Genomic DNA, 20,504 nt, shown 5'->3' with positions numbered 1-20,504 from the left:
AAAAAATGGAAAGAAAAACTAAACATATTTTAAAGACCATGCTTCTATCTTCTGTTCTTTTGGGAACGGCAGCCTGTAAAAATGACAGGGAAGAAGTATTGGAGGAAGTGACTTTTCCTGCGGAAGCTCTTAAAGAATCCTATACCATAGACAGACTTAAGCTCTTGAACATAGATCCCAAAATTGAAGGGAAGCTGACCTGGAGTATCGGCGATTCCATTATTTCAGACCATCCGCAGCTGGATTTTGTAAGTCCTCTTGTAAAAACGTATCCTTTGACCTTGAAAGTAGAGGTAAAAGGAGCGGTGAAGACCTATAAGTCAACGATCATTGTCAATAAAGAACTTACCCCTTACAGCAAATACATTTCAGATGTTTTTGAGTTCCGTCCTGCTGTTGGCCAGTTTACGAATGAGGTCCCGGAATATGTTACCGGAAATACAGAAGCAGATATGCTCCAGAGAGCAAAGGAATCACTGATAGGCGGAAATTCTGCCATGATCACGCTTGGTGGCTTTGGAGGCTATGTTGCTTTCGGCTTTGATCATACAGTTCCCAATCTTGAGGGAAAGGATTTCAAAGTTTTGGGCAATGCATTTTGGGGAAATAATGCCAGCACAACCAGATCGGGATCTTGTGAACCCGGAATTATAATGGTTGGCTATGACAAAAATAAAAATGGCAAACCCGATGAAGATGAATGGTACGAAATTGCCGGCAGTGAATATTTTAAAAATTCAACCATTAAAAATTACAGTATAACATATTTCAAACCCAATGAAAATAAGTCCCCCGTTCCGGGAAGTGAGTTTTGGCAGACTGATGTGGAGTACATCAAATGGCAGGATATTAATGGGAATTCAGGATTTAAAACTAAAAATACCTTCCATACCCAAAGCTATTATCCTTTATGGCTTACGAATGCCTCTTACAGCTTGGCTGGAACCAGACTTAAGGATAATTTTTACGACCAGAGCGGAACGGGGGCATATTGGGTAGGAACATCTTATGAGTACGGGTATGCAGACAATGCTCCGAATAATGATGAAGCTTCAAACATAGACATTTCCTGGGCAGTAGATAAAAACGGGAAGTATGTAAAACTCCCGGGTATAGATTTTATTAAGGTCTATACGGGAATCAATCAGGAGGCCGGATGGCTCGGGGAAGTATCCACAGAAGTAGCAGGGGCCTATGATCTGCATCTTAATTAATAATTATAGACTATAGAATTTAATACATATAATAATTTAAAAATGAAAAAGTTTTACCTTTTTACCGTACTGTTTCTGTTGGCGTTCTTTACGAATGCACAGATAAAAGTACAGGGTGTACCTAGAAATGACATTCAGGGGGCAGGCAGTGCTCAGCTGAATGCTACAGTAACCACGAATATTAGTTTTTCTGATATTCAGTATTGGGTAGGTAGCGGTACAAATCAAGCCGCTTTCGTGGTACAGTGGAATGACAGCAAAAACCCTGATGCTTTGGTATGGGGATTCAGATGGAACGGAAGCGCTACCGGAGAAGATATGATGAAAGCCATTGCAAAGGCTGATCACAGATTTTTCACATTGTTTTATCCGGGAACACAATTCGGGACAGCCATCGGAGGAATGGGTTTTGACCTTAACGGACAAAATACCAATGCACTTTATAAAAACGGGAATACAACCTATCCTCTTTACCCTGTAAATGGTATTGTAAATACAGGTGCGTATGATTTCGATGATTTTACTGCTGCAGATGCCGGGGATCATTGGGGATCGGGATGGTACAACAGCTACTGGTCCTATTGGGTAAAAGATCCTGCGGATGCTGATTTCGGATATTCAGGGGTAGGTGCTTCGTCCCGTGTGCTTCAGAACGGATCATGGGATGTATGGAATTTTAATCCTGGGCTGGCTTATTTTCCTATTTCTTCAACGTTGACGCCGGTATCTGCTTATGCTGCTTCTGTTGCTTCTACCAATTTTACTGACGGCTTCTTTATAGTGAATGAAGAATGGTTTGGACATACCAACGGTTCTGTGAATTTCATTGACAATAATGGGCAGGTCAATTACCGTGTCTACAGCAATGCGAATAATAACCAAGCCTTTGGCGCTACAACGCAATACGGAACAATCTACGGAGATAAATTCTATTTTATCTCAAAACAGGCTGCAGACGGTGGTGATACTCAGTATACTCCAGGAGGAAGGCTTGTGGTAGCCAATGCACATACAATGCAGAAAATTGCAGGATTTAACAATATCGGAGGCGGTGACGGAAGATCATTTGTTGGGGTAAACGAAAATAAAGGATACATCGGAGCATCTAACGGAGTTTATGTATTTGATATTGCCAATTTGCAAGTTGGAAGCGCAATAGCCGGGACAGGCGGTGGAGGGCAATATGCAGGTCAGATCGGAAACATGATCCGTTCTTCTAAATATGTATTTGCCGTGAAGCAGTCTGCAGGGATTTTAGTCATTGACCCTGCAACGGATACCCTGATCCATACGATCCCGGGATCTTTCCATTCTATTGTTCAGGCGAAAGACGGAAGTATCTGGGCGATCCAGGATCAGAAAGTGGTGAATATTCATCCCACTACTTTTGTTACCACTTCATATACTATTCCTACCACTAAGTATTTAGGATCTTGGGGGGCATGGAACGCAGGAAGCTTTTCAGCGAGCAGTAAGCAGAATGTTTTATACTGGATCAATTCAGTTAACAGTTTCGTTTCAGGAACACAGATTGTAAAGTTTGATGTTACGACAAAGACATTCAATGAAAATTTTGCAACGATTCCCGGTCAGACAGGTACTTATAAACAGATACCTTATGGAGCTGGGCTTCGTGTGAATCCAACCACTGATGAATTGATTCTGAATACCACTGAAAGTGGTTTTGGCGCGCATTACCAGAAAAACTGGATCCATACTATTAATGTTAACGGAGCCATTACCAATACAAAGACACTTAATGACTATTATTGGTTCCCGGCTATGGCAGTATTCCCTGACAATACACTTCCTGCTATAAGCAGTACTCTCCCGTCACAGGTTAATGTAAACAATACATCTGTAATTGACCTGAAAACGATTGTTTCTGATGAAGATAATCTTTCAGCTGCTATTGTAAAATCAATTAAGTCAAACTCAAATCCTGCCGCAGTTTCTGCAGTGATTAATGCTAATGACGAATTGGTTCTAACTCCGGTTGCTCCAGGAACGGCGGATATTAAGATCAGTTTTAATTCAAATGGAAAAGTAGTAGAAAAAGTGCTTACTGTCAACAGTACAACTTCTACTTTGGCTACGACAGAAGTGAAGAAAATTGAATTTAGTATTTATCCGAATCCGGTAACAGATATTTTGATTATCAAAACTCAGGAGAAAATCCTAGAGGTTTCTGTTTATGATGCTTCGGGAAAACTGGTGAATACACAAGTTAACAACGGTCAGATTAATGTAAGCATGCTTCCAAACGGAGTATATATTCTAAAGGCTGTAACCGATAAAGCAGTATACCAGCAAAAGCTGATCAAAAAATAACCATCACAGTCTATATATTTCAATGAACCCGGCGGCCCACTTGGGCCGCCGGGTTTTTAGTTTTAAAACAGTAGTAAAAGAGATTTGGGCAGGCTTTTAGCCTGCCCAAATCTCTTTTATGTCTTATTATTTAATTATTGATTCTGATCTTACGCGAATAAGTCTTCTTGTCTTTCGTCTCTATGGTCAGAATATAGATTCCTTCAGGCTGTGGAGAAGACAATTCAAAGGTTTTGGAGCGAAGGGTAGACCGGTGTACTTCTTTCCCGGAAGTATTTCTTAGGATAACTTCAGACCCTTCTAATGGCACAGTACCATCCAGAGTAATCTGTCCGGCTTTGCTGTAAGCCATAATGGTGGCCAGAGGATCCTGGTATGCATAATACACTCTGAATCCGCCACCCAGACTCAGTACACCACCACTCAGTCTTATTTTAACTGCGTCATATGAGCTGACAGGAACAAATTCAATAGTTGCTCTGGCAGGATTGTCTGAAAGCTTCAGCAAGTTCCCGGTTACCATTTGACTGTCGTTATTGGCTGTTGTTCCGCTTAGTGTTTCTATATATACGCCGCTTAAGAGCTGAACAGTCAGAGGAATGTTATTAGTACCGATACCGATAACCAATTTAGTGTTGAGCCTCACTTCAGGGAATCTCAGGGTCTGTTCAACGCCTCCCAGTAAAACCGTACCCATAACCATGGTAGAATAGTTGTCTTCGTTGTCTCCAAGGGCATTTAAAGGATTCTGTACGGCACAGCCCAGGCATACTCCATACACATTGGAGAGCTGATCATGGGCATAGATCCTGTTTTGCGCCTGCGTATGGCCGGATTGGAATAAAAAGGTTAAAAATAGTGCGGCCTGAAAAAGGCGATTCTTTGAAAATAGAATAGATTTCATGCTATAGAGTTTTTTGGTTAACGTTTAATCCAAATTTAAGCATAAAAGTGTATATGAGCAATATTATTTCTATTTAATGTGAATTAAAAAATATTTTTGTAATATTTAAAATAATGTAGTTTACTTTCAAAGAATTTATTTTTTCCGACCTTTAATATTAGGCAGAAAAGCGGTTATTATACCCATAAGAGGTAGGAATGCACAGATTTTAAATACATATTCAATGCTGGTATCATCTGCTAAAGCACCCAATACCGCAGAACCAATTCCGCCCATCCCAAACATAAAACCAAAAAACAATCCTGCTACCAATCCAATTTTATTGGGCAAAAGGTCAGTAGCATATACTAAAATAGCAGAAAATGCTGAAGCGATAATTAGGCCGATTAAAACAGCAAATACCACGGTCCATAATAAGGGAAGATACGGAAGACAAAGAGTGAAAGGAGCTGCCCCAAGTATGGAAACCCATATGATTTTCTTTCTTCCGTATTTATCACCCAGCCTTCCTCCTAAAATTGTTCCGATAGCAACCGCCGCAAGGAACATAAACAAATATAGCTGAGAATCTTTTACAGAGATATGAAATTTATCAATAAGAAAGAACGTAAAATAATTAGTCATTGATGCTAAATAAATATATTTAGAAAATACCAGTGCCAGCAGAACTGTAATAGAAAATATAACTTTTTTGCGGGATAGTTCTACGGCTATAATATTACTGGAATGCTGAGTCGTTTTTTTCAGAGACAATCGTTCTGCATACCAATTCCCGATCCTCCATAATACTATAATTCCTATAAAAGCGGCAATGGCAAAAAGGCTGACGTACCCTTGTCCTAAAGGAAGTACAATTAAAGCAACCAATAGAGGGCCAATAGCACTTCCTGAATTTCCTCCTACCTGAAAGATGGATTGAGCAAGTCCTTTTTGTCCGCCCGAAGCCAATTGCGCAACTCTGGAAGCCTCAGGATGAAAAATTGAAGATCCCATCCCTATTAAAGCGACTGAAACAAGGATCATATAATATTGATGGGCTGCCGCCAAAAGTAACAATCCGGCCATTGATAATCCCATTCCTACAGCTAAAGATCTTGGATTGGGCTTTTTATCTGTATAAATCCCCACAAACGGCTGTAATATAGATGCCGTAAGCTGAAACACCAATGTAATGATACCAATCTGTGCAAATGATAAGCTAAATTCACCTTTTAGAATAGGGTATAATGATGGAATAGTAGATTGTATCAGGTCATTTAAAAAGTGAGAAAAGCTGATCATAAATAAGATCGGATAAACAATTTTATTAGTATCAATTGTCTGGGTCTGTAGATTTTTCATGAATTATAAGTTTCAATTCATCATGTCATCTGATGAATTTTGTTAAAAAAATATTTTTAATATACCCTGTCGACGATGAGCTGTGCAATATGAGCTGCATTTTCAGGATCTTTATTTTCAATACAGCTATAGAGATCCGTATGTATTTTTTGAGAAAACTTAAAAGAGTCTGTATTGTTATTATGACTGCTTTCAAAAGTACTGAGGATATGTTTACTGGCGATTTTGTAAATTTCTTTCAAAAGGTTATTGCCACATGCTTCAGCAATAGATATGTGAAAGTTGATATCAGCCTGATAGCATTCCAAAGCCTGATTTTCTTCTGCAAACTTCTCTCTAAGATCCAGATACATTTTAATAGTCTTTAATTCCTTTTCACTGCGGTGAACTGCTGCTCTTGCTGCTATTTTTGAATCTAATAGAGAACGTACCTCATATACTTCATTGAATTCAGCGTTATTGATCCGAGCTTCCAGTGATTCTTGAATATTCTTCGAAATAACAAATGTACCCACACCTTGCTGTACATTCAGGACTCCTTTTATCGATAAAATTTTTATTGCTTCACGGATGCTCGATCGTCCTACACCATATATTTTCATCAATTCCGGTTCAATAGGAAGTTTATCACCTACTGCATATTCTTCATTGGTAATCCCTTGTATTAACCTTTCTGCGACTTCCTGAGCTAATGTTTTCCTTTGAATTTGCATATACATCTTATCATCTGATGAATACAAAGGTAGTTAAAAAATACATAAGCCTGTACTATTTTATTGTCAAAGGATGAGTTTTTTGATAATAAGGTGGTTTGCAAAATATTTTAAAACATAAAAAGAGAGATCCTAGTATTAAGAATCTCTCTTTAAGTAGCCCGTAGGGGAATCGAACCCCTCTTACCAGAATGAAAATCTGAGGTCCTAACCGATAGACGAACGGGCCATCTATCTAGCACTAATAAATTAGTGGGTTAGATTTTTTGTTTTTATAAGTTTCAACTCTTATTAACCACCCGGTTAGTAGTGATTAAATTTGTAGCCCGTAGGGGAATCGAACCCCTCTTACCAGAATGAAAATCTGAGGTCCTAACCGATAGACGAACGGGCCAACTATACTTTTACGCTAATTTATTAACGTGTTTTGTTAATTTGCTTTTCAAGTTAGCCGCTTTGTTTTTGTGGATAATATTTCTCTTAGCTAATTTATCCAATAAAGCAATAACTTTTGGCAGTTGCTCTGTAGCAGCAGCTTTGTTCTCTTCATTTCTTAAGACTTTAAGAGCAGTTCTAGCAGTCTTGTGATAATATCTGTTACGAACTTTTCTAACTTCGTTTTGTCTGATTCTTTTTAATGCTGATTTATGATTTGCCATATCGTTCAAATGTGAGTGCAAAACTATAAACTTTTTTTTAATCTGCCAAATTATTTTTTAAAATTTTTCAATTTTCTTCTGACAGGTATTTTCTTAGTTTATCTATTGCTTGTTCTATTTTTAAATTCTCTTGTTCTCGTTCTATTTTCTTGATCGTACTGCTTAGCATGATCATCGCATTGTTCCATTCTCCAGTGGTATTGGTAAAGGAAAGTCCGTCAATTGTTACTTCAAAGGCAACCCTTTCTCCTGTCCTGTAAAGTCTGAAACTTATCTTATCATCCCTGCCTGTAATCCCCTCTTCATTGATTTGTAAATCATAACTTTTTGGGTTAGAGTGGATTTTCTTAAAAAGAAGTTTTGCTTCCTGTATTTTTAAATCCGGCATGATATCAAATTTGGTAGCCTATAGGGGAATCGAACCCCTGTTGCAAGAATGAAAATCTTGAGTCCTAACCACTAGACGAATAGGCCAAATTTTGAGGTTGCAAAAGTAATGATTAACTTTTTAACTTCAAAATTATTTTTTACGTTATTTAAAAACTTTTTGAATAATAGTATTCTTGATTCCCTTGGATTCAAGGTCTTTTTGGAGCTTTACAGCATCCTCTAAAGTAAATACTTTACCATAAGTGTAGTAAAACACTCCATTGTCTTTATTTCTCTCCACATCTTTCAATGTCTGGAGAATAAACGAATTGCCATTCAGTTTATCGCCTGTATAAACCTCAATGGTATAATAGCCCGTCAGAAGTTTTTGATTAGGCATAAATCCTACTGCATAAGCATTTCTGAATCCCGCATCCTTGGCCGTTTTGAGGTTGATATCTTTTATCGAAGCCATATTAGTAACTCCATAGTAATATTTGTATTGCCCATTGTCTTTGATAGGGAGAATATAATTTAAGCCCTTTAAAGCAGGATCTCCGTCATTGTATTTAACCGGGGAGCTCAACAGTAAAATTCTGAAATCATTTTTTAAAGGAGTTTCGGCAGGCTTTTCAGGTTCCGGTTTTCTGGTAGCAATAGAAGATCCACCTGTTTTTCTGTCAATTGCTTTTTTATAATCGATGATCGCGTTATAGATACTTTCAGAAATTTCGTTCTGTCCCTTTTCAGAAGCCAAATAGTGGCTTTCTTCTGGGTGGTTGATGAAACCGGTTTCTATCAATACAGAAGGCATTGCATTCATACGCAGGACGTGAAGGTTTTTCTGGAAAACACCTCTTGAAAATCTTTTATCCTTATTTACAAAATTACCTTCCACCAGTCCGCCAAGCAGCAAGCTTGACTCAAGGTATTTATTTTGCTGAAGTTTCAGGGCAATAAGAGATTCCGGGGAACTTGGGTTGTAAGATCCGAAGGTTTGTCTGTCTTTTTCATCAAGAAAGATCACATCGTTCTCTCTTTTTGCAACCTCCAGGTTTTCATCATTCTGGTTAGGTCCCTGCACATAAGTTTCAGTTCCGTAGGCTGTAGGTCTCTGTGAAGAATTACAGTGGATCGAGACAAAAAGATCAGCTTTACTTCTGTTGGCCAGGTTGGTTCTGTCTGAAAGGGAAGGGTATTCGTCGAATTTACGGGTGTATATAACTTTGAAGTCTCTGTTTTTTTCCAACATTGCTCCAATCTTTAGAGTAACGGCAAGTGTAACGTCTTTTTCTGCAACCCTTCCGATATCCGCATAAGTCCTGTTCGCACCATGATCGCTTCCCCCATGACCAGCATCTAAAACGATCGTAAATTTCTTTTGTGAAAAAATTAAAATACCGGAAAGAAGGAGGAGAAATGATAAAATTATTTTAAATTTTTGTTTGTACATCTTACAGTTTTAAAAATTATACTAATTTTGAGCCTTAATTAAAGAATAAAATTGGCCAAAACCGTCCTCAAAAATATATTACAAATTTTAATTATCCTAATTTTTAACAATTTTTTAGCACAGAAAACCCCTGAAAAATTGCCTAAAAATGTGGTTAATGATACTATTTCCAAAAAGGATACCATTGTTGTAAAAAAAGAAGCTTTAGATGATGTTCTTCATACAAAGGCAGATGATCAGCGTAGAGATGTCCCGAAAAAGATGACATTTCTGAATAAAAATGCCCAGGTAAAATACCAGGACATGCAGATCGATGCAGATTATATCTCTATTGATGATAACAAAAACCTGATCTATGCACGAGGAAAACAGGATTCTTTAGGGAAGATCATAGAACCTGTAATTACCACTCAGGCTGGTAAGAAGTATGAGACCAATGAGTTCAGCTACAATACCAAAACCAAGCAAGCCATTGCTTTTAATGCAAGAACAGAAGAAAGCGAGGGGGTGATCACAGCACAGAAAACCAAAAAATATAATGATTCTGTTTTTGCCATGAGAAATGCAGATTATACAACGGATGAATATTATATCAAGAAAAAAGATACAGCCTCGGATTACTTTATGCGGGCATCCAACATCAAGCTGATCAAAACTAAAAATAAATCACAGATTGTTACAGGTCCTATACAGATGTATATAGAAAGGGTGCCAACACCTCTTATTCTTCCGTTTGCCATTCTTCCGTTTTCAGACAAAAGGGCAGCCGGCATCCTGATTCCAAGTTTTGGAGAAAGGGAAGATGTAGGCTTTTTCCTTAACGGATTGGGGTATTACCAGCCGATAGGGGAGCATTTTGACCTTAAAGTGCTTGCTGATATCTACACCAAAGGAAGCTGGAACTTAAGACCACAGATGAATTATCTGAAGAAATACCGGTATTCCGGAACTTTTACAGCGGATGTAGGGACCATGGTGAGAGGAATTAAAGGTTTGGATGATTATACCAGGAACAGCACGTACAGAATCGCATGGACACACACTCAGGACACAAAGGCGAATCCTTTCCTGACTTTCAGTGCTTCTGTGGATATTGTAAGTACCAAGTTTTACAACAATCCGCTTAATAACAACTATATTTTCAACCAGAACGTCCTGAATACACAGCAGAGTTCAGCGGTAACAGTCACAAAAAGATTTTTAAAGCTGCCTGCAACCATCACCGGGACAGCATCATATTCTCAAAACTTTGCGACCGGGTTAGCAGATCTTCGTCTCCCTCAGATGAATGTGGCGATCAATCAGTTTTATCTGTTTGGTTCGAAAACAGGAGTGAGACAGGGACTTCTTGAAAATATTACAGTAAACACAGGTTTTAACCTGACCAACTTTGTAAATACACAGGAAAATGAGCTGTTTACAAAAGCAATGTGGGATAAGATGCAGACGGGACTGAAAAACAATATTGCATTAGGAACCAACACAACGGTAGCGAAATATTTTACGTTCAGCTTAAGTGCGAACATTGATAACGCTTTAACGACGAAAACACTTAAAAAATATTATGATCCTGTAAAGAATGCGGATGTGGATGAAATACAGAAAAATATTGCCGGATATTCCACGTTCTCTTCATCTGCCAGTCTTCAGACCACTCTTTATGGAATGCTGAAATTTAAAAAAGGTTCTGCTGTAGAAGCAGTAAGACATATGATGACACCAAGTCTTAGCTTTACTTATTCACCGGATTTCTCGAGTCCCGGTTTCGGATATTATAAAAACTATTACAATGCAGAAGGAGCTTTGACCCCTTATTCTATTTTTGAAAAAGGAATTGTAGGAAGCCCGTCAAGTGGAGTGGTAGGAGCCTTAGGTTTTAATATTGGAAACAATATTGAAATGAAAGTAAAGTCTAAAACTGATTCTACCGGTGTAAAGAAAGTAAAAATCTTTGAATCCCTTAACCTTTCCGGAAATTACAATTTTGCAGCGAAAGATCATCCATGGTCTGTATTCAGCATCAACGGGCAGTCTTCTTTCTTCAATAATAAATTAAATGTAAATACCAGTCTTTCACTGGATCCTTATAAGATTGTCTTTGCTCCGGGTGCAACGCAGGGAGTAAGAACGGAACAGTTTGGACATTTCAGCGTACAGGGTTTCAACGTGCAGTTATCATATCCTTTAAGTAGTGAGCTCTTTGGTGAAAAAACGGATTATGCTAAAAAATATCCGGCAAAAGGTGAAGTCAGAAATGAAAATTATTATTTTGATGATGATAATTATGCTCATTTCGACCAGGCATGGACTTTGAATATCAATGCCAACTATGCTTATTCAAAAGGACTGTCGGCGCTTGGTACCAAGATTGCTTCTGTAGGTCTGGACGGCAGCATCAAGCTTACTCCGTACTGGAATATCAACGGAAGTACACACTTTGATCTTGTGACGAAAGATCTTGCTTATACAAGAATCGGGTTTACCAGAGATCAGCGAAGTTTCACAATTAACTTCAACTGGGTTCCTTTCGGCCAGTATAAGGTATACGACTTCTTTATCGGTATCAAAGCTAATATCTTAAGCGATGCATTAAAGTACAAAGACAGAAGTTTTACGCAGCCTGATGCACCTTTCTAATATCAGATTGACAATTGTAAATATAATTTTATATTTGCAACCAAAATAAATTCTAATCACTGTTAACGAAATTTGTTGGCAAACGAATACACGAGATGGTGATTACATGATGACCTTTGAAAAAATAAATATCCATATATGAAACAAATAATCAACACAGTTAATGCACCTGCAGCAATCGGTCCTTACTCACAAGCTAATATGGCAAACGGAGTTTTATATATTTCCGGACAGATCCCTGTAGATCCTGCAACTGGTAAACTGGTAGAGGGAATTGAGAAGGAAACGCATCAGGTAATGAAAAACCTTGAGGCAATTCTTACTGAAGCGGGAATGACTTTTAAAAATGTAGTGAAGGCTACCATCTTCCTTAAAAGTATGGACGATTTTGCAGTAATGAATGACATTTATGCTTCATATCTTGACGCAGAAAGCTATCCGGCTCGTGAAACTGTACAGGTTTCTTGCCTGCCTAAGAATGTTGATATTGAAATTTCTATGATTGCACATCAGGATTAATGAATTTTATAAGAAATACAATTGCGGTTCTTGTAGGCCTTGGAATAGCCGGGCTTATTATTACTCTTGGTATAAGGGTTTTTCCGCAATGGATCACTTTCGAAGCTTTTGCCCCTTTTGAGCATTGGCAGAGATTTCTTTACAGCATGAGAGGCGATAATGCGTTTTTCGGATTTCTGCTGTTTATTTCAGGGCTGGGAACAACGATAGGAGGGGTTGCTACTGCACTTATTGTAAAGTATGCCAAGGTGGCGTATGCTATTCTTATTGGTTTTATTATGCTGTTCATAGCCATGCTGGATGTTATTGTATTTCCATACCATCCTACATTTTATAAGATCTCTATTTTCCTTACATTTTTCCCGTTTTCGTGGATTGGGGGAAAGATTGTAGAGATTATTTATGAACGGAATAAGAAAAAGAAGATCGCTGATAAAATGAACAAAACCAAATAAAAAACGCTGCAAATCTGCAGCGTTTTTGTTGATATAAAAAGACTATTGTCTTGTGTTTAAGGCATCTTGAATCCTTTGGTATAGATTCTTCCGTAGTCATCCACAAATTTCACCTGCACATTGCCCTGGTATTTATCCAGGATCTTTTCTACGTCTTTCTGTGAATTGACAGGCTTACCGTTGATCTCTATAATGATATAATTGTCCACGATTCCGATTTTGGCCATCTCGCTTCCCTCACTTACGTTTTTAGCAACAACGCCACTGTTTAATCCATATTCTGTTTTGAATCTTTCATTAAGCGGATCAAAATCAGCTCCTATTTTTTCAGTGACACTCAAATCAGCTTTGGTTCTTGTGGAAGTTCCTCCTTTCTGATCTTTCAGCGTTACTGTAGTGGTGTTTATCTTACCGTTTCTTAAATAAGTCACCTGAACTTTATCACCAGGGCGTTTGCTTCCGATAGACATGGAAAGATCTGCGAAATCTGTGATATCATAAGCATCTATTTTAGTAATGACGTCACCTTTTTTCAGACCTGCATCTTCTGCGCCGCTGTTATCTCCAAATCCGGTTACGTATACCCCAGAACCTGCTTTGATATCAGTTTTAAACTGCTTATTGTATGCCGTTACCTGCTGATCATTAGAAAGGTCTAATGACGAAACACCTAAGAATCCTCTCTGTACAATTCCGAATTTCTTGATATCTTCAACAATTTTTCTTGCCAAATTAGCCGGAACAGCAAATCCGTATCCCTGATAGTATCCTGTGGTAGATTGGATTGCAGAGTTAATCCCGATTAAATCACCATTTACATTAACCAGTGCTCCTCCTGAGTTACCCGGGTTAATCGCTGCATCAGTTTGGATAAAGCTTTCAATAGGATTGGCAGCTTTGCCCTGACTTCCCAGGATACCAATTCCTCTACCTTTAGCAGAAACAATACCAGCTGTTACTGTAGAATTTAATCCAAGTGGGTTTCCTACTGCAAGTACCCATTGTCCGACTTCGATATTGTCTGAATTTGCAAAATTTAAATAAGGAAGGCCTTTTTCTTCAATCTTAAGTAAAGAAATGTCTGTGTTTGGGTCTGTTCCTACGAGAGTAGCAATGTAAGATTTCTTGTTACTTAAAACAACTTCCAGTTTATTTGCTCCAGCAACAACGTGATTGTTGGATATGATATACCCGTCTGGGGAAATGATCACCCCGGACCCCATTCCTGATGGCATATTGTCCGGAACCTGCTGCTTCTGTCTCTGCTGGCCTCTTCCTCCGAAAGGATCTCCGAAGAAAAAGTCAAACAGATCCTGCTCTGAAGCCCTGCTTGTTGATCTGCTCTGGTAATTTTTGATGGTAACAACAGCCGGAACTGTAGTTTTTGAAGCCTTTACAAAATCATCGCCTACAGCTCCGGTATTCATCCCTACAAATGAGGCATTAGGGGCTGCTGCTGTGAAGTAAGACTGGTCACCGTTATCTGAATGCTGACCGAAATATTGTAGTGTCCCAACGGTAGTAGCTCCTGAGACAACTCCCACTACTGCAAATGGTAATAGTTTTTTTAAAGTACTCTTCATTGTATATCTTTCTTTTTTTATTTATTGATTTTTGTTTTCTCGCAAACAAATTTAATGCTAAATGAGTAAGCAATTAACATGCTATGTTTCAATTTTAACTAAAATTTAACGGCTATTGTGTCATTTTATACATTATGTCATAATTTTAAAAGGTGCATTAACAAAACTTAAAAAATTATTAAAGAAAAAATGTCACGTTTAGTAAGCTACAGAGAAAAATGAAATTTTATGTTTAAGGTACAATAATTAATCCAAAAGTTCTTCATTGATTAATTCCGGATTTTTTTCATTACTGTACTCCATACGCGCCAATCTATTCAATTGAAAAATGATTATATTTGCAAAAATATTTTTCTCACTTAAAACGTTTATAGCATGCAACTGTATAACACCTTAAGCGCAGAAGAAAGAGCTCAACTTATTGATGAAGCTGGTAAGGAACGCCTTACGTTGTCTTTCTATGCGTATGCCAAAATTGAAGATCCCCAAAAATTTCGCGACGAATTATTTATAGCCTGGAATGCGCTTGATGCCCTTGGCCGTATCTATGTTGCCCACGAAGGTATTAATGCTCAGATGAGTGTTCCTGCGGATCAGTTTGAGGCTTTTCGCAATACACTGGAGGCTTACGACTTTATGAAAGGGATCCGTTTAAATGTAGCGGTTGAGCAGGATGATTATTCTTTTTTAAAACTGACCATAAAAGTAAGGCATAAAATTGTCGCTGATGGTTTGAACGATGATACTTTTGATGTTACCAATAAAGGGATTCATTTAAAAGCTCAGGAATTTAATAATTTACTTGAAGATCCAAATACCATTGTAGTGGATTTTAGGAATCATTACGAAAGTGAAATAGGTCACTTTGAAGGTGCTATTACTCCTGACGTGGAAAATTTCAGAGAAAGTCTACCAATTATCAACGAACAGTTACAGGATTTTAAAGAAGATAAAAACCTGTTAATGTACTGTACAGGAGGAATCCGTTGTGAAAAAGCCAGTGCCTATTTCAAACATCAGGGTTTTAAAAATGTTTTTCAATTAGAAGGAGGCATTATTGAATATACCCGCCAGATCAAGGAAGAAGGAATAAAAAGTAAATTTATTGGAAAAAACTTTGTATTTGACCACCGTTTAGGTGAAAGAATTACAGATGATATTATTGCCCAGTGCCACCAATGTGGAAAACCTTGCGACAACCATACGAACTGTGCTAACGATGCCTGTCATTTATTATTTATTCAATGTGACGAATGTAAAGCTGTGATGGAAAACTGCTGTTCTACAGAGTGTTTGGAAACCATACATTTACCCTTAGAAGAACAGTTGAAATTAAGAAAAGGATTGCAGGTTGGAAATAAAGTCTTTAGAAAAGGAAAATCTGATGCGTTGAAATTTAAAAATTCCGGCGATCTGCCTAATAAGCCTTTAGCAAAAGCAGAAACAAAAAATATTCGTCAAAAAATAGCGGTCAAAAAAGTATTGGTCGGTAAAGCAGAACATTATTATACAAAATCAAAAATCGGACAGTTTTTAATTGAAAACAAAGAACTTTCAGTAGGTGATAAAGTATTGATTTCAGGCCCTACCACCGGCGAGCAGGAATTGACCATTACTGAACTTTTTGCAAACGGAGGACCTTGTGAAACAGCAAAAACAGGAGATCAGATCACTTTTGAACTTCCTTTCAGAGTTCGTTTATCAGATAAAATTTATAAAATTCTTTAAGCTTTAAAACGCCTGATCAGATGTTAAAAGCAGAACTTAGAAAAAAATATATGCAACTAAGAAAAGCCTTGTCAACTGATAGGGCTTTCTTGTTATCTGAAAAGATTTTTGAAAATTTCGTTGACTATTTTAAACCTGTCCCAGGTCAGAAAGTCCACATTTTCATTCCGATCGAAAGGTTTAAGGAAATTGATACTCAAATATTCATTAGCTATTTTTTAAGCCGGAATGTCAAAGTTTTTGTGCCTAAAATTGTTGATACAAAATTAATTTCCGTAGAAATTTTTAATGATACGAAATTTGAAACGAATAATTGGGGTATTTCAGAGCCTGTTTCTAATGAAGATTCTGGTTTTTTAGATTTTAATTATGTTATCACGCCTTTACTGTATTGTGATAAAAAAGGAAATAGAGTAGGCTACGGAAAAGGATTTTACGATGCTTTTTTTGAAATAATTCCTCCTGAGACAAAAAAAATCGGAGTTAATTACTTTAACCCCGATGAAAATATCGATGATGTCTGGGAAAACGATGTTCCGCTGGACTATTTGGTGACACCTACTGATGTGCTGTCTTTCTTTAACGGGTCAGAGTAAAAATCTAAGAAATAAAATTTAAATTCTTTTTTAATCATTGGGGTAGAAAGCAAAATATACTGGGCGTTTTTCTCAAAAGTTCCCAGGGATTTATTTTTTGAATCAAAATATTCCAGATTGAATTTAGCATAATCCAGCGTATCCTTTTTATAGAACTCTTTATAAACATTCAGGCTATTTACCTTTACCGATTTTACTTTAAGGCTGTCCAGCTCTTTTAACAGCTTTTTGAACGTTAAAGAATCTGGTTTATGGAAGTAGCTTTCCATTTGTGAAAAGATTACCGTGTCAATCTCTGTATTTCTGTTTCCGGAAAGGTAAAGGGTTGAAAGGTCAAGAAGTTCCTGCACTTTTTGTTTGGTGATGGAATTAATGGCCTGCATACTGTCCATCTGTACGGCAGGATAGCTTTTTATGTTGGTGCTGTTTCTTAATTTATCCAGATCACTTACTTCCGTCTTTTTATTATTACAGGAAATAAATGCCAAAAAAAGTACTGCGAAGATTAAAAATTTATTTATTTTCTTCATCTGTGGATGCGATTTTAAATTTAATAGATATTATTTTTCCTTTACTGTCCTTTTTCATCTCTATAACATTAAGATTTTTTAGAGATGTGGTAGGCGTAGTTACCAGCGTAATGTATTTTTGCTTGTCAAGCCTTTCTATACCATACGTTTTATTGTCGTACACCTGATAAATAACCGCACTGTTGCTGATCAGGTTTTCCAGTTGGTTTCTCTTCTGTTTAATCAGGGCTACCTGCTCTTCCGGATTACCTCCTTTTACATCTTTAATTGAGAAGTAATAAGCTGCCATCTTGTAGTCATCAGGTTTAAGTTCGATCATTTCCTCATCGGGAGCATTTTCAAGGTTCCTGTTGACTTCCAGGTACTCATAGAAAGGAGCACTGATCTGCATTTTAATATTTTTGTCTTTGGTTGAATAATAAAAACATTCACCCGGCTTTAATTTATAAAGAAGCGGAGATTCATTTTCTTTAATCACTCTTATTTCTAGAGTATTAATTACAGAAACACCACGGTCTTTATCGGTAAAGCAATATTTATAGGTTTTCGAAAATATCTGGTCTTTAAATCCAAGAACTCCAGTAATCGCAACTAAAACAGAGGTAACGATAGCCCAGGCGTTTTTTTTGAGAAAATTTTTCCTCACAACAGGAGGTTGTATTTCTGTTGGAGTGATAGTCGTTGGATTTTTTGTAATTGACTGATTGTCAGTATTTGATTTTTGTAAATCGGTGTTTTCCTGTGGCTGATATTCTATTTTTTGAAGTTGAATTTCAGTTTTTGGTAATTCAGGAGCCGAAGAAACCGTTTTTTCTAATTCATGAATTTCTTCTTGTTCAAGATCTTCATTTTCCTGCAGCAATTCTCCTGCAAAAAGATGTTGTTTCTTGAAATCGTACCATGATTCATATCCTGCATAAATACTCAATAAATTGAGCATATCGATTCTGGGTAATTTGGTAACCGGCGAAGTTTTAAAATAGGTGTAAAATGATTTTTCACTGATGTTACCTTTCGCTTTTTTTCGAAGGTCTTCCTGAAAATATATAATATCTATCCCCTTCCATTTTGAAATTTCATCATGGGAAGGGGTGGATTTTTTTAAATATTCTGTCTGAACGTCTTTTTTTAGCTGTTCAAAGTGCAATAGATCTAAATCTGTCAATTTTTATAAAATAATTAAATTGTTGATTATCAGTATTGTTTTTTTGTAAAACAATTTTACAAATGTATTACAATTATTTTTCATAAACAACTTTTGTATCTGCTCTACCTTTGTCTTGTTCAAATAACAGAACAGAAGAAAATTTATAAAAACAATATTAACAAAATTAAATTTAATTTATTATGAAAAAGTCATTATTCGTAGCTGCTATCGCTGCAATCTCTCTAGTTGCTTGTAAAAAAACTGAAGCTACTTCTACTGAAGGAGCAACTGATTCTGCTGCTGCTAACGTAGCTGATTCTGCTGCTGTAGTTTCTGATTCTGCTGCTAAAGTAATTGATTCAGCTGCTAACGTTGCTGTTGATGCTACTAAAGATGCTGCTGCTGCTACAACTGCTGCTGGTGCTGATGCTGCTAAAGCTACAACTGAAGCTGCTGCTGACGCTGCTAAAGGTGCTGCTGATGCTGCTAAAGGTGCTGCAAAAGATGCTGCAAAAGAAGTTAAAGACGCTGCTAAGAAATAATTCTAGCATAAGCTTAACAATAAAAGAACCGTTTCACACAGTGAGACGGTTTTTTTATGCTTTAAAAAACCATAACCTTACCTGGGCATCTCATCGAGTGATGGAAAAGTCTACATTCTTATCCCTTCTTTTGTCTTAAAGACTCATAGCAGGTAATAGCTACTGCATTGCTCAGATTCAAAGAATCAATACTTCCCGCCATAGGAATCAGCGTATTTTTTCCTTTTCCAATCCAGAACTCACTTAATCCGGAATGTTCCGTTCCGAATAAAACGGCAGAACGCTGTCTGAAATCTCTTTTATAAAGATCTTCAGCGGTCTCATCCATAAGGGTGATATAAATATTGAAATTATTTTTCTGTAGAAATTCAAGGGTTTCTTCATTTTCAGCATCATAAACTTCCATTCCGAAGAGGCAACCGACACTTGAGCGTATCACATTAGGGTTGTAAAAATCAGCTTTTCCTTCTGCAACGATCAGGGCATCAATTCCGAAAGCCTCGCAGCTTCGGAGGATAGCACCAAGGTTACCGGGCTTTTCTACACCTTCTACAATAATGATGGTAGAATTTTCTTTGGGAATAAATGATGACAGGAGATTTTCTTTAGTTTTATAAATTCCAATAATTCCTTCAGAGCTCCCTCTATAGGCTATTTTTTCGTATACTTTTTCACTTACAAAATAGATTTTACCTTCGGGAAGTTTTCCTTTAAAGATGTTTTCGCAGATAAAAAATTCGGTAGATTCGAAATCATACTGTAAAGCTCTTTCATTTTCCTGTTGTCCTTCAACTACAAAAACTTTTGATTTTTTACGGAACCTGTTGTCTGCCAAAAGTTTGGTGACATTTTTTATTTTATCGTTTTGAAAACTTTCTATCAACATGCTGCAAAATTATGCAAAATTTGTGATTACATCTCCTTGGTTTTGATGAAAAGGTTTTTTCCGGTAATTTGAAACGGTATTTTATTCCTGCGTTTATTATAGATAACTAAGGCTGTAATAAGTAAAATGGATAAAACTTTAAATAAATTTCCATACATATTGCCTGAAACATTGTCCGAAACATTAAATATCTCCCAGTACAGATTCATGAAAAGATGAAGGGAGATTGCTGTCCAAAGATTGAAATCAGTTTCAAAATAAGCCCATGAAAAAAACACTGAACCTAAAAAGGTAATGAGAAATATTTCAGTAAGCTCTGCGAAGCTGCTGCCCTGGTATAAATGCACCTGAGCAAACAATAATGATCCGAATAAAGCAGAAGTAATAAATCCCATCCGGGTAAATCTGTATAGAATCCCTATGAGGAACGCCCTGAAAATAAGTTCTTCAAAAAATGGAGATGAAATGCTGTTAATGAAGAGCGATTGAAAATTAATACTTTGTACCAGCTTAAAATACGTAAAATAGCCGGCAAGCATAGGAAGCGTGCCCATAAAAGCTATGGAAAGACCTTTCAGAACAGGTTTGTTGATTGAAAAAAGGTTGGTAATATTTTTCTCCGGAAATAGGATTTTTAAAGTAATAACAAGGGGGAGCATTGTGATACAGTATGCTGAAATATGGGCGACAGCTTTACTCCCGGATAATTGCTTAACAAAGCTTTGAATACTTTTAAAATAAAAGAGATCAACAAAATAGTAGACAGAAAATCCCAGAATGAAAAAGAAGAAGAAAGAAATAGTTTTGTTCATTATTTATAATTTTGAACAAAAATGAAGATTACAATAAGGCTGGTCAAATGAAAGTGATGAATGACAAAAGAATGTGACGAGCAAC

General features: G+C 37.0%; 19 protein-coding genes and 3 tRNA genes. 8 read left to right on the top strand and 14 right to left on the bottom strand.

The window, feature by feature from the left end; translation table 11 throughout:
- Positions 1 to 5 precede the first annotated feature (5 nt).
- Positions 6 to 1,214, top strand: coding sequence for a cell surface protein (locus J2T03_RS11330; protein ID WP_307211280.1), 1,209 nt, complete (start codon positions 6 to 8; stop codon positions 1,212 to 1,214).
- Positions 1,215 to 1,256: 42 nt separating this feature from the next.
- On the top strand, positions 1,257 to 3,545 hold the full coding sequence (locus tag J2T03_RS11325) for a DUF5074 domain-containing protein (RefSeq protein WP_307211278.1): 2,289 nt from the start codon (positions 1,257 to 1,259) through the stop codon (positions 3,543 to 3,545).
- A gap of 130 nt (positions 3,546 to 3,675) precedes the next feature.
- Here J2T03_RS11325 and J2T03_RS11320 read toward each other — a convergent pair whose 3' ends face one another.
- The 9 genes from J2T03_RS11320 to J2T03_RS11280 all read right to left on the bottom strand — a co-directional run bounded on the left by J2T03_RS11320 (position 3,676) and on the right by J2T03_RS11280 (position 8,984).
- A complete protein-coding gene (locus J2T03_RS11320; RefSeq protein WP_307211277.1) occupies positions 3,676 to 4,449 on the bottom strand; it encodes a T9SS type A sorting domain-containing protein in 774 nt (257 codons plus the stop codon).
- A gap of 135 nt (positions 4,450 to 4,584) precedes the next feature.
- On the bottom strand, positions 4,585 to 5,790 hold the full coding sequence (locus J2T03_RS11315) for an MFS transporter (RefSeq protein ID WP_306840454.1): 1,206 nt from the start codon (positions 5,788 to 5,790) through the stop codon (positions 4,585 to 4,587).
- A 56-nt stretch (positions 5,791 to 5,846) separates the two neighbouring features.
- Complete coding sequence (locus J2T03_RS11310; protein WP_307211275.1) at positions 5,847 to 6,503, bottom strand: FadR/GntR family transcriptional regulator; 657 nt, start codon at positions 6,501 to 6,503, stop codon at positions 5,847 to 5,849.
- A 157-nt stretch (positions 6,504 to 6,660) separates the two neighbouring features.
- A tRNA-Glu gene (locus tag J2T03_RS11305) sits at positions 6,661 to 6,732 on the bottom strand.
- 93 nt (positions 6,733 to 6,825) lie between these two features.
- Positions 6,826 to 6,897: transfer RNA gene (locus J2T03_RS11300), tRNA-Glu, on the bottom strand.
- A gap of 10 nt (positions 6,898 to 6,907) precedes the next feature.
- Positions 6,908 to 7,162 carry a 30S ribosomal protein S20 gene (rpsT, locus tag J2T03_RS11295; protein ID WP_040993501.1) on the bottom strand — a complete coding sequence of 85 codons (255 nt, stop codon included), beginning with the start codon at positions 7,160 to 7,162 and terminating at the stop codon, positions 6,908 to 6,910.
- A 67-nt stretch (positions 7,163 to 7,229) separates the two neighbouring features.
- On the bottom strand, positions 7,230 to 7,550 hold the full coding sequence (locus tag J2T03_RS11290; RefSeq protein WP_111957012.1) for a hypothetical protein: 321 nt from the start codon (positions 7,548 to 7,550) through the stop codon (positions 7,230 to 7,232).
- An 11-nt stretch (positions 7,551 to 7,561) separates the two neighbouring features.
- Positions 7,562 to 7,636, bottom strand: a tRNA-Glu gene (locus J2T03_RS11285).
- Positions 7,637 to 7,694: 58 nt separating this feature from the next.
- Entirely contained in the window at positions 7,695 to 8,984 is a 1,290-nt protein-coding gene (locus J2T03_RS11280) for an N-acetylmuramoyl-L-alanine amidase family protein (RefSeq protein WP_307211272.1), read from the bottom strand.
- 51 nt (positions 8,985 to 9,035) lie between these two features.
- Between J2T03_RS11280 and J2T03_RS11275 the strand changes: the two genes are divergently transcribed.
- The 3 genes from J2T03_RS11275 (at position 9,036) to J2T03_RS11265 (ending at position 12,595) form a co-directional block, all read left to right on the top strand.
- Positions 9,036 to 11,621: a putative LPS assembly protein LptD gene (locus J2T03_RS11275; protein WP_306840451.1), complete on the top strand. Its 2,586-nt coding sequence runs from the start codon at positions 9,036 to 9,038 to the stop codon at positions 11,619 to 11,621.
- Positions 11,622 to 11,759: 138 nt separating this feature from the next.
- Positions 11,760 to 12,140 (top strand): RidA family protein, encoded by a 381-nt coding sequence (locus tag J2T03_RS11270; RefSeq protein ID WP_045491236.1) that lies wholly within the window; start codon positions 11,760 to 11,762, stop codon positions 12,138 to 12,140.
- On the top strand, positions 12,140 to 12,595 hold the full coding sequence (locus J2T03_RS11265; RefSeq protein ID WP_111957020.1) for a hypothetical protein: 456 nt from the start codon (positions 12,140 to 12,142) through the stop codon (positions 12,593 to 12,595). The genes J2T03_RS11270 and J2T03_RS11265 overlap by 1 nt, the downstream gene beginning before the upstream one ends.
- A 56-nt stretch (positions 12,596 to 12,651) precedes the next feature.
- Here the strand turns inward: J2T03_RS11265 and J2T03_RS11260 are convergent, their stop codons facing one another.
- The gene (locus J2T03_RS11260) at positions 12,652 to 14,178 is read right to left on the bottom strand and encodes a trypsin-like peptidase domain-containing protein (RefSeq protein ID WP_306840450.1); all 1,527 of its coding nucleotides are present in this window, start codon (positions 14,176 to 14,178) and stop codon (positions 12,652 to 12,654) included.
- Positions 14,179 to 14,553: 375 nt separating this feature from the next.
- Here J2T03_RS11260 and trhO point away from each other — a divergent pair, with 375 nt between their 5' ends.
- Complete coding sequence (trhO, locus tag J2T03_RS11255; RefSeq protein ID WP_307211270.1) at positions 14,554 to 15,906, top strand: oxygen-dependent tRNA uridine(34) hydroxylase TrhO; 1,353 nt, start codon at positions 14,554 to 14,556, stop codon at positions 15,904 to 15,906.
- A 20-nt stretch (positions 15,907 to 15,926) separates the two neighbouring features.
- On the top strand, positions 15,927 to 16,502 hold the full coding sequence (locus tag J2T03_RS11250; protein WP_307211268.1) for a 5-formyltetrahydrofolate cyclo-ligase: 576 nt from the start codon (positions 15,927 to 15,929) through the stop codon (positions 16,500 to 16,502).
- Here the strand turns inward: J2T03_RS11250 and J2T03_RS11245 are convergent.
- Together J2T03_RS11245 and J2T03_RS11240 are read right to left on the bottom strand one after the other, a co-directional pair.
- Positions 16,451 to 17,032 carry a hypothetical protein gene (locus J2T03_RS11245; protein WP_306840447.1) on the bottom strand — a complete coding sequence of 194 codons (582 nt, stop codon included), beginning with the start codon at positions 17,030 to 17,032 and terminating at the stop codon, positions 16,451 to 16,453. The genes J2T03_RS11250 and J2T03_RS11245 overlap by 52 nt on opposite strands.
- The gene (locus tag J2T03_RS11240) at positions 17,016 to 18,197 is read right to left on the bottom strand and encodes a hypothetical protein (RefSeq protein WP_307211266.1); all 1,182 of its coding nucleotides are present in this window, start codon (positions 18,195 to 18,197) and stop codon (positions 17,016 to 17,018) included. Before J2T03_RS11240 ends, J2T03_RS11245 begins: the two co-directional genes overlap by 17 nt.
- Positions 18,198 to 18,379: 182 nt before the next feature.
- Here J2T03_RS11240 and J2T03_RS11235 point away from each other — a divergent pair, with 182 nt between their 5' ends.
- A complete protein-coding gene (locus J2T03_RS11235; protein WP_076507063.1) occupies positions 18,380 to 18,721 on the top strand; it encodes a hypothetical protein in 342 nt (113 codons plus the stop codon).
- Positions 18,722 to 18,839: 118 nt separating this feature from the next.
- Here the strand turns inward: J2T03_RS11235 and J2T03_RS11230 are convergent, their stop codons facing one another.
- Together J2T03_RS11230 and J2T03_RS11225 are read right to left on the bottom strand one after the other, a co-directional pair.
- On the bottom strand, positions 18,840 to 19,607 hold the full coding sequence (locus tag J2T03_RS11230) for a TrmH family RNA methyltransferase (RefSeq protein ID WP_307211264.1): 768 nt from the start codon (positions 19,605 to 19,607) through the stop codon (positions 18,840 to 18,842).
- A gap of 26 nt (positions 19,608 to 19,633) precedes the next feature.
- Positions 19,634 to 20,419, bottom strand: a complete 786-nt coding sequence (locus tag J2T03_RS11225; RefSeq protein ID WP_307211262.1) for a CPBP family intramembrane glutamic endopeptidase — start codon at positions 20,417 to 20,419, stop codon at positions 19,634 to 19,636.
- Between the last annotated feature and the right edge of the window lie 85 nt (positions 20,420 to 20,504).

Origin of the sequence: Chryseobacterium lathyri (genome assembly GCF_030812195.1) — a bacterium.
GTDB lineage: Bacteria > Bacteroidota > Bacteroidia > Flavobacteriales > Weeksellaceae > Chryseobacterium > Chryseobacterium lathyri_A.
The sequence above is the reverse complement of the archived record's forward strand: the minus strand, read 5'-3'. Positions and strand labels throughout refer to the sequence as shown.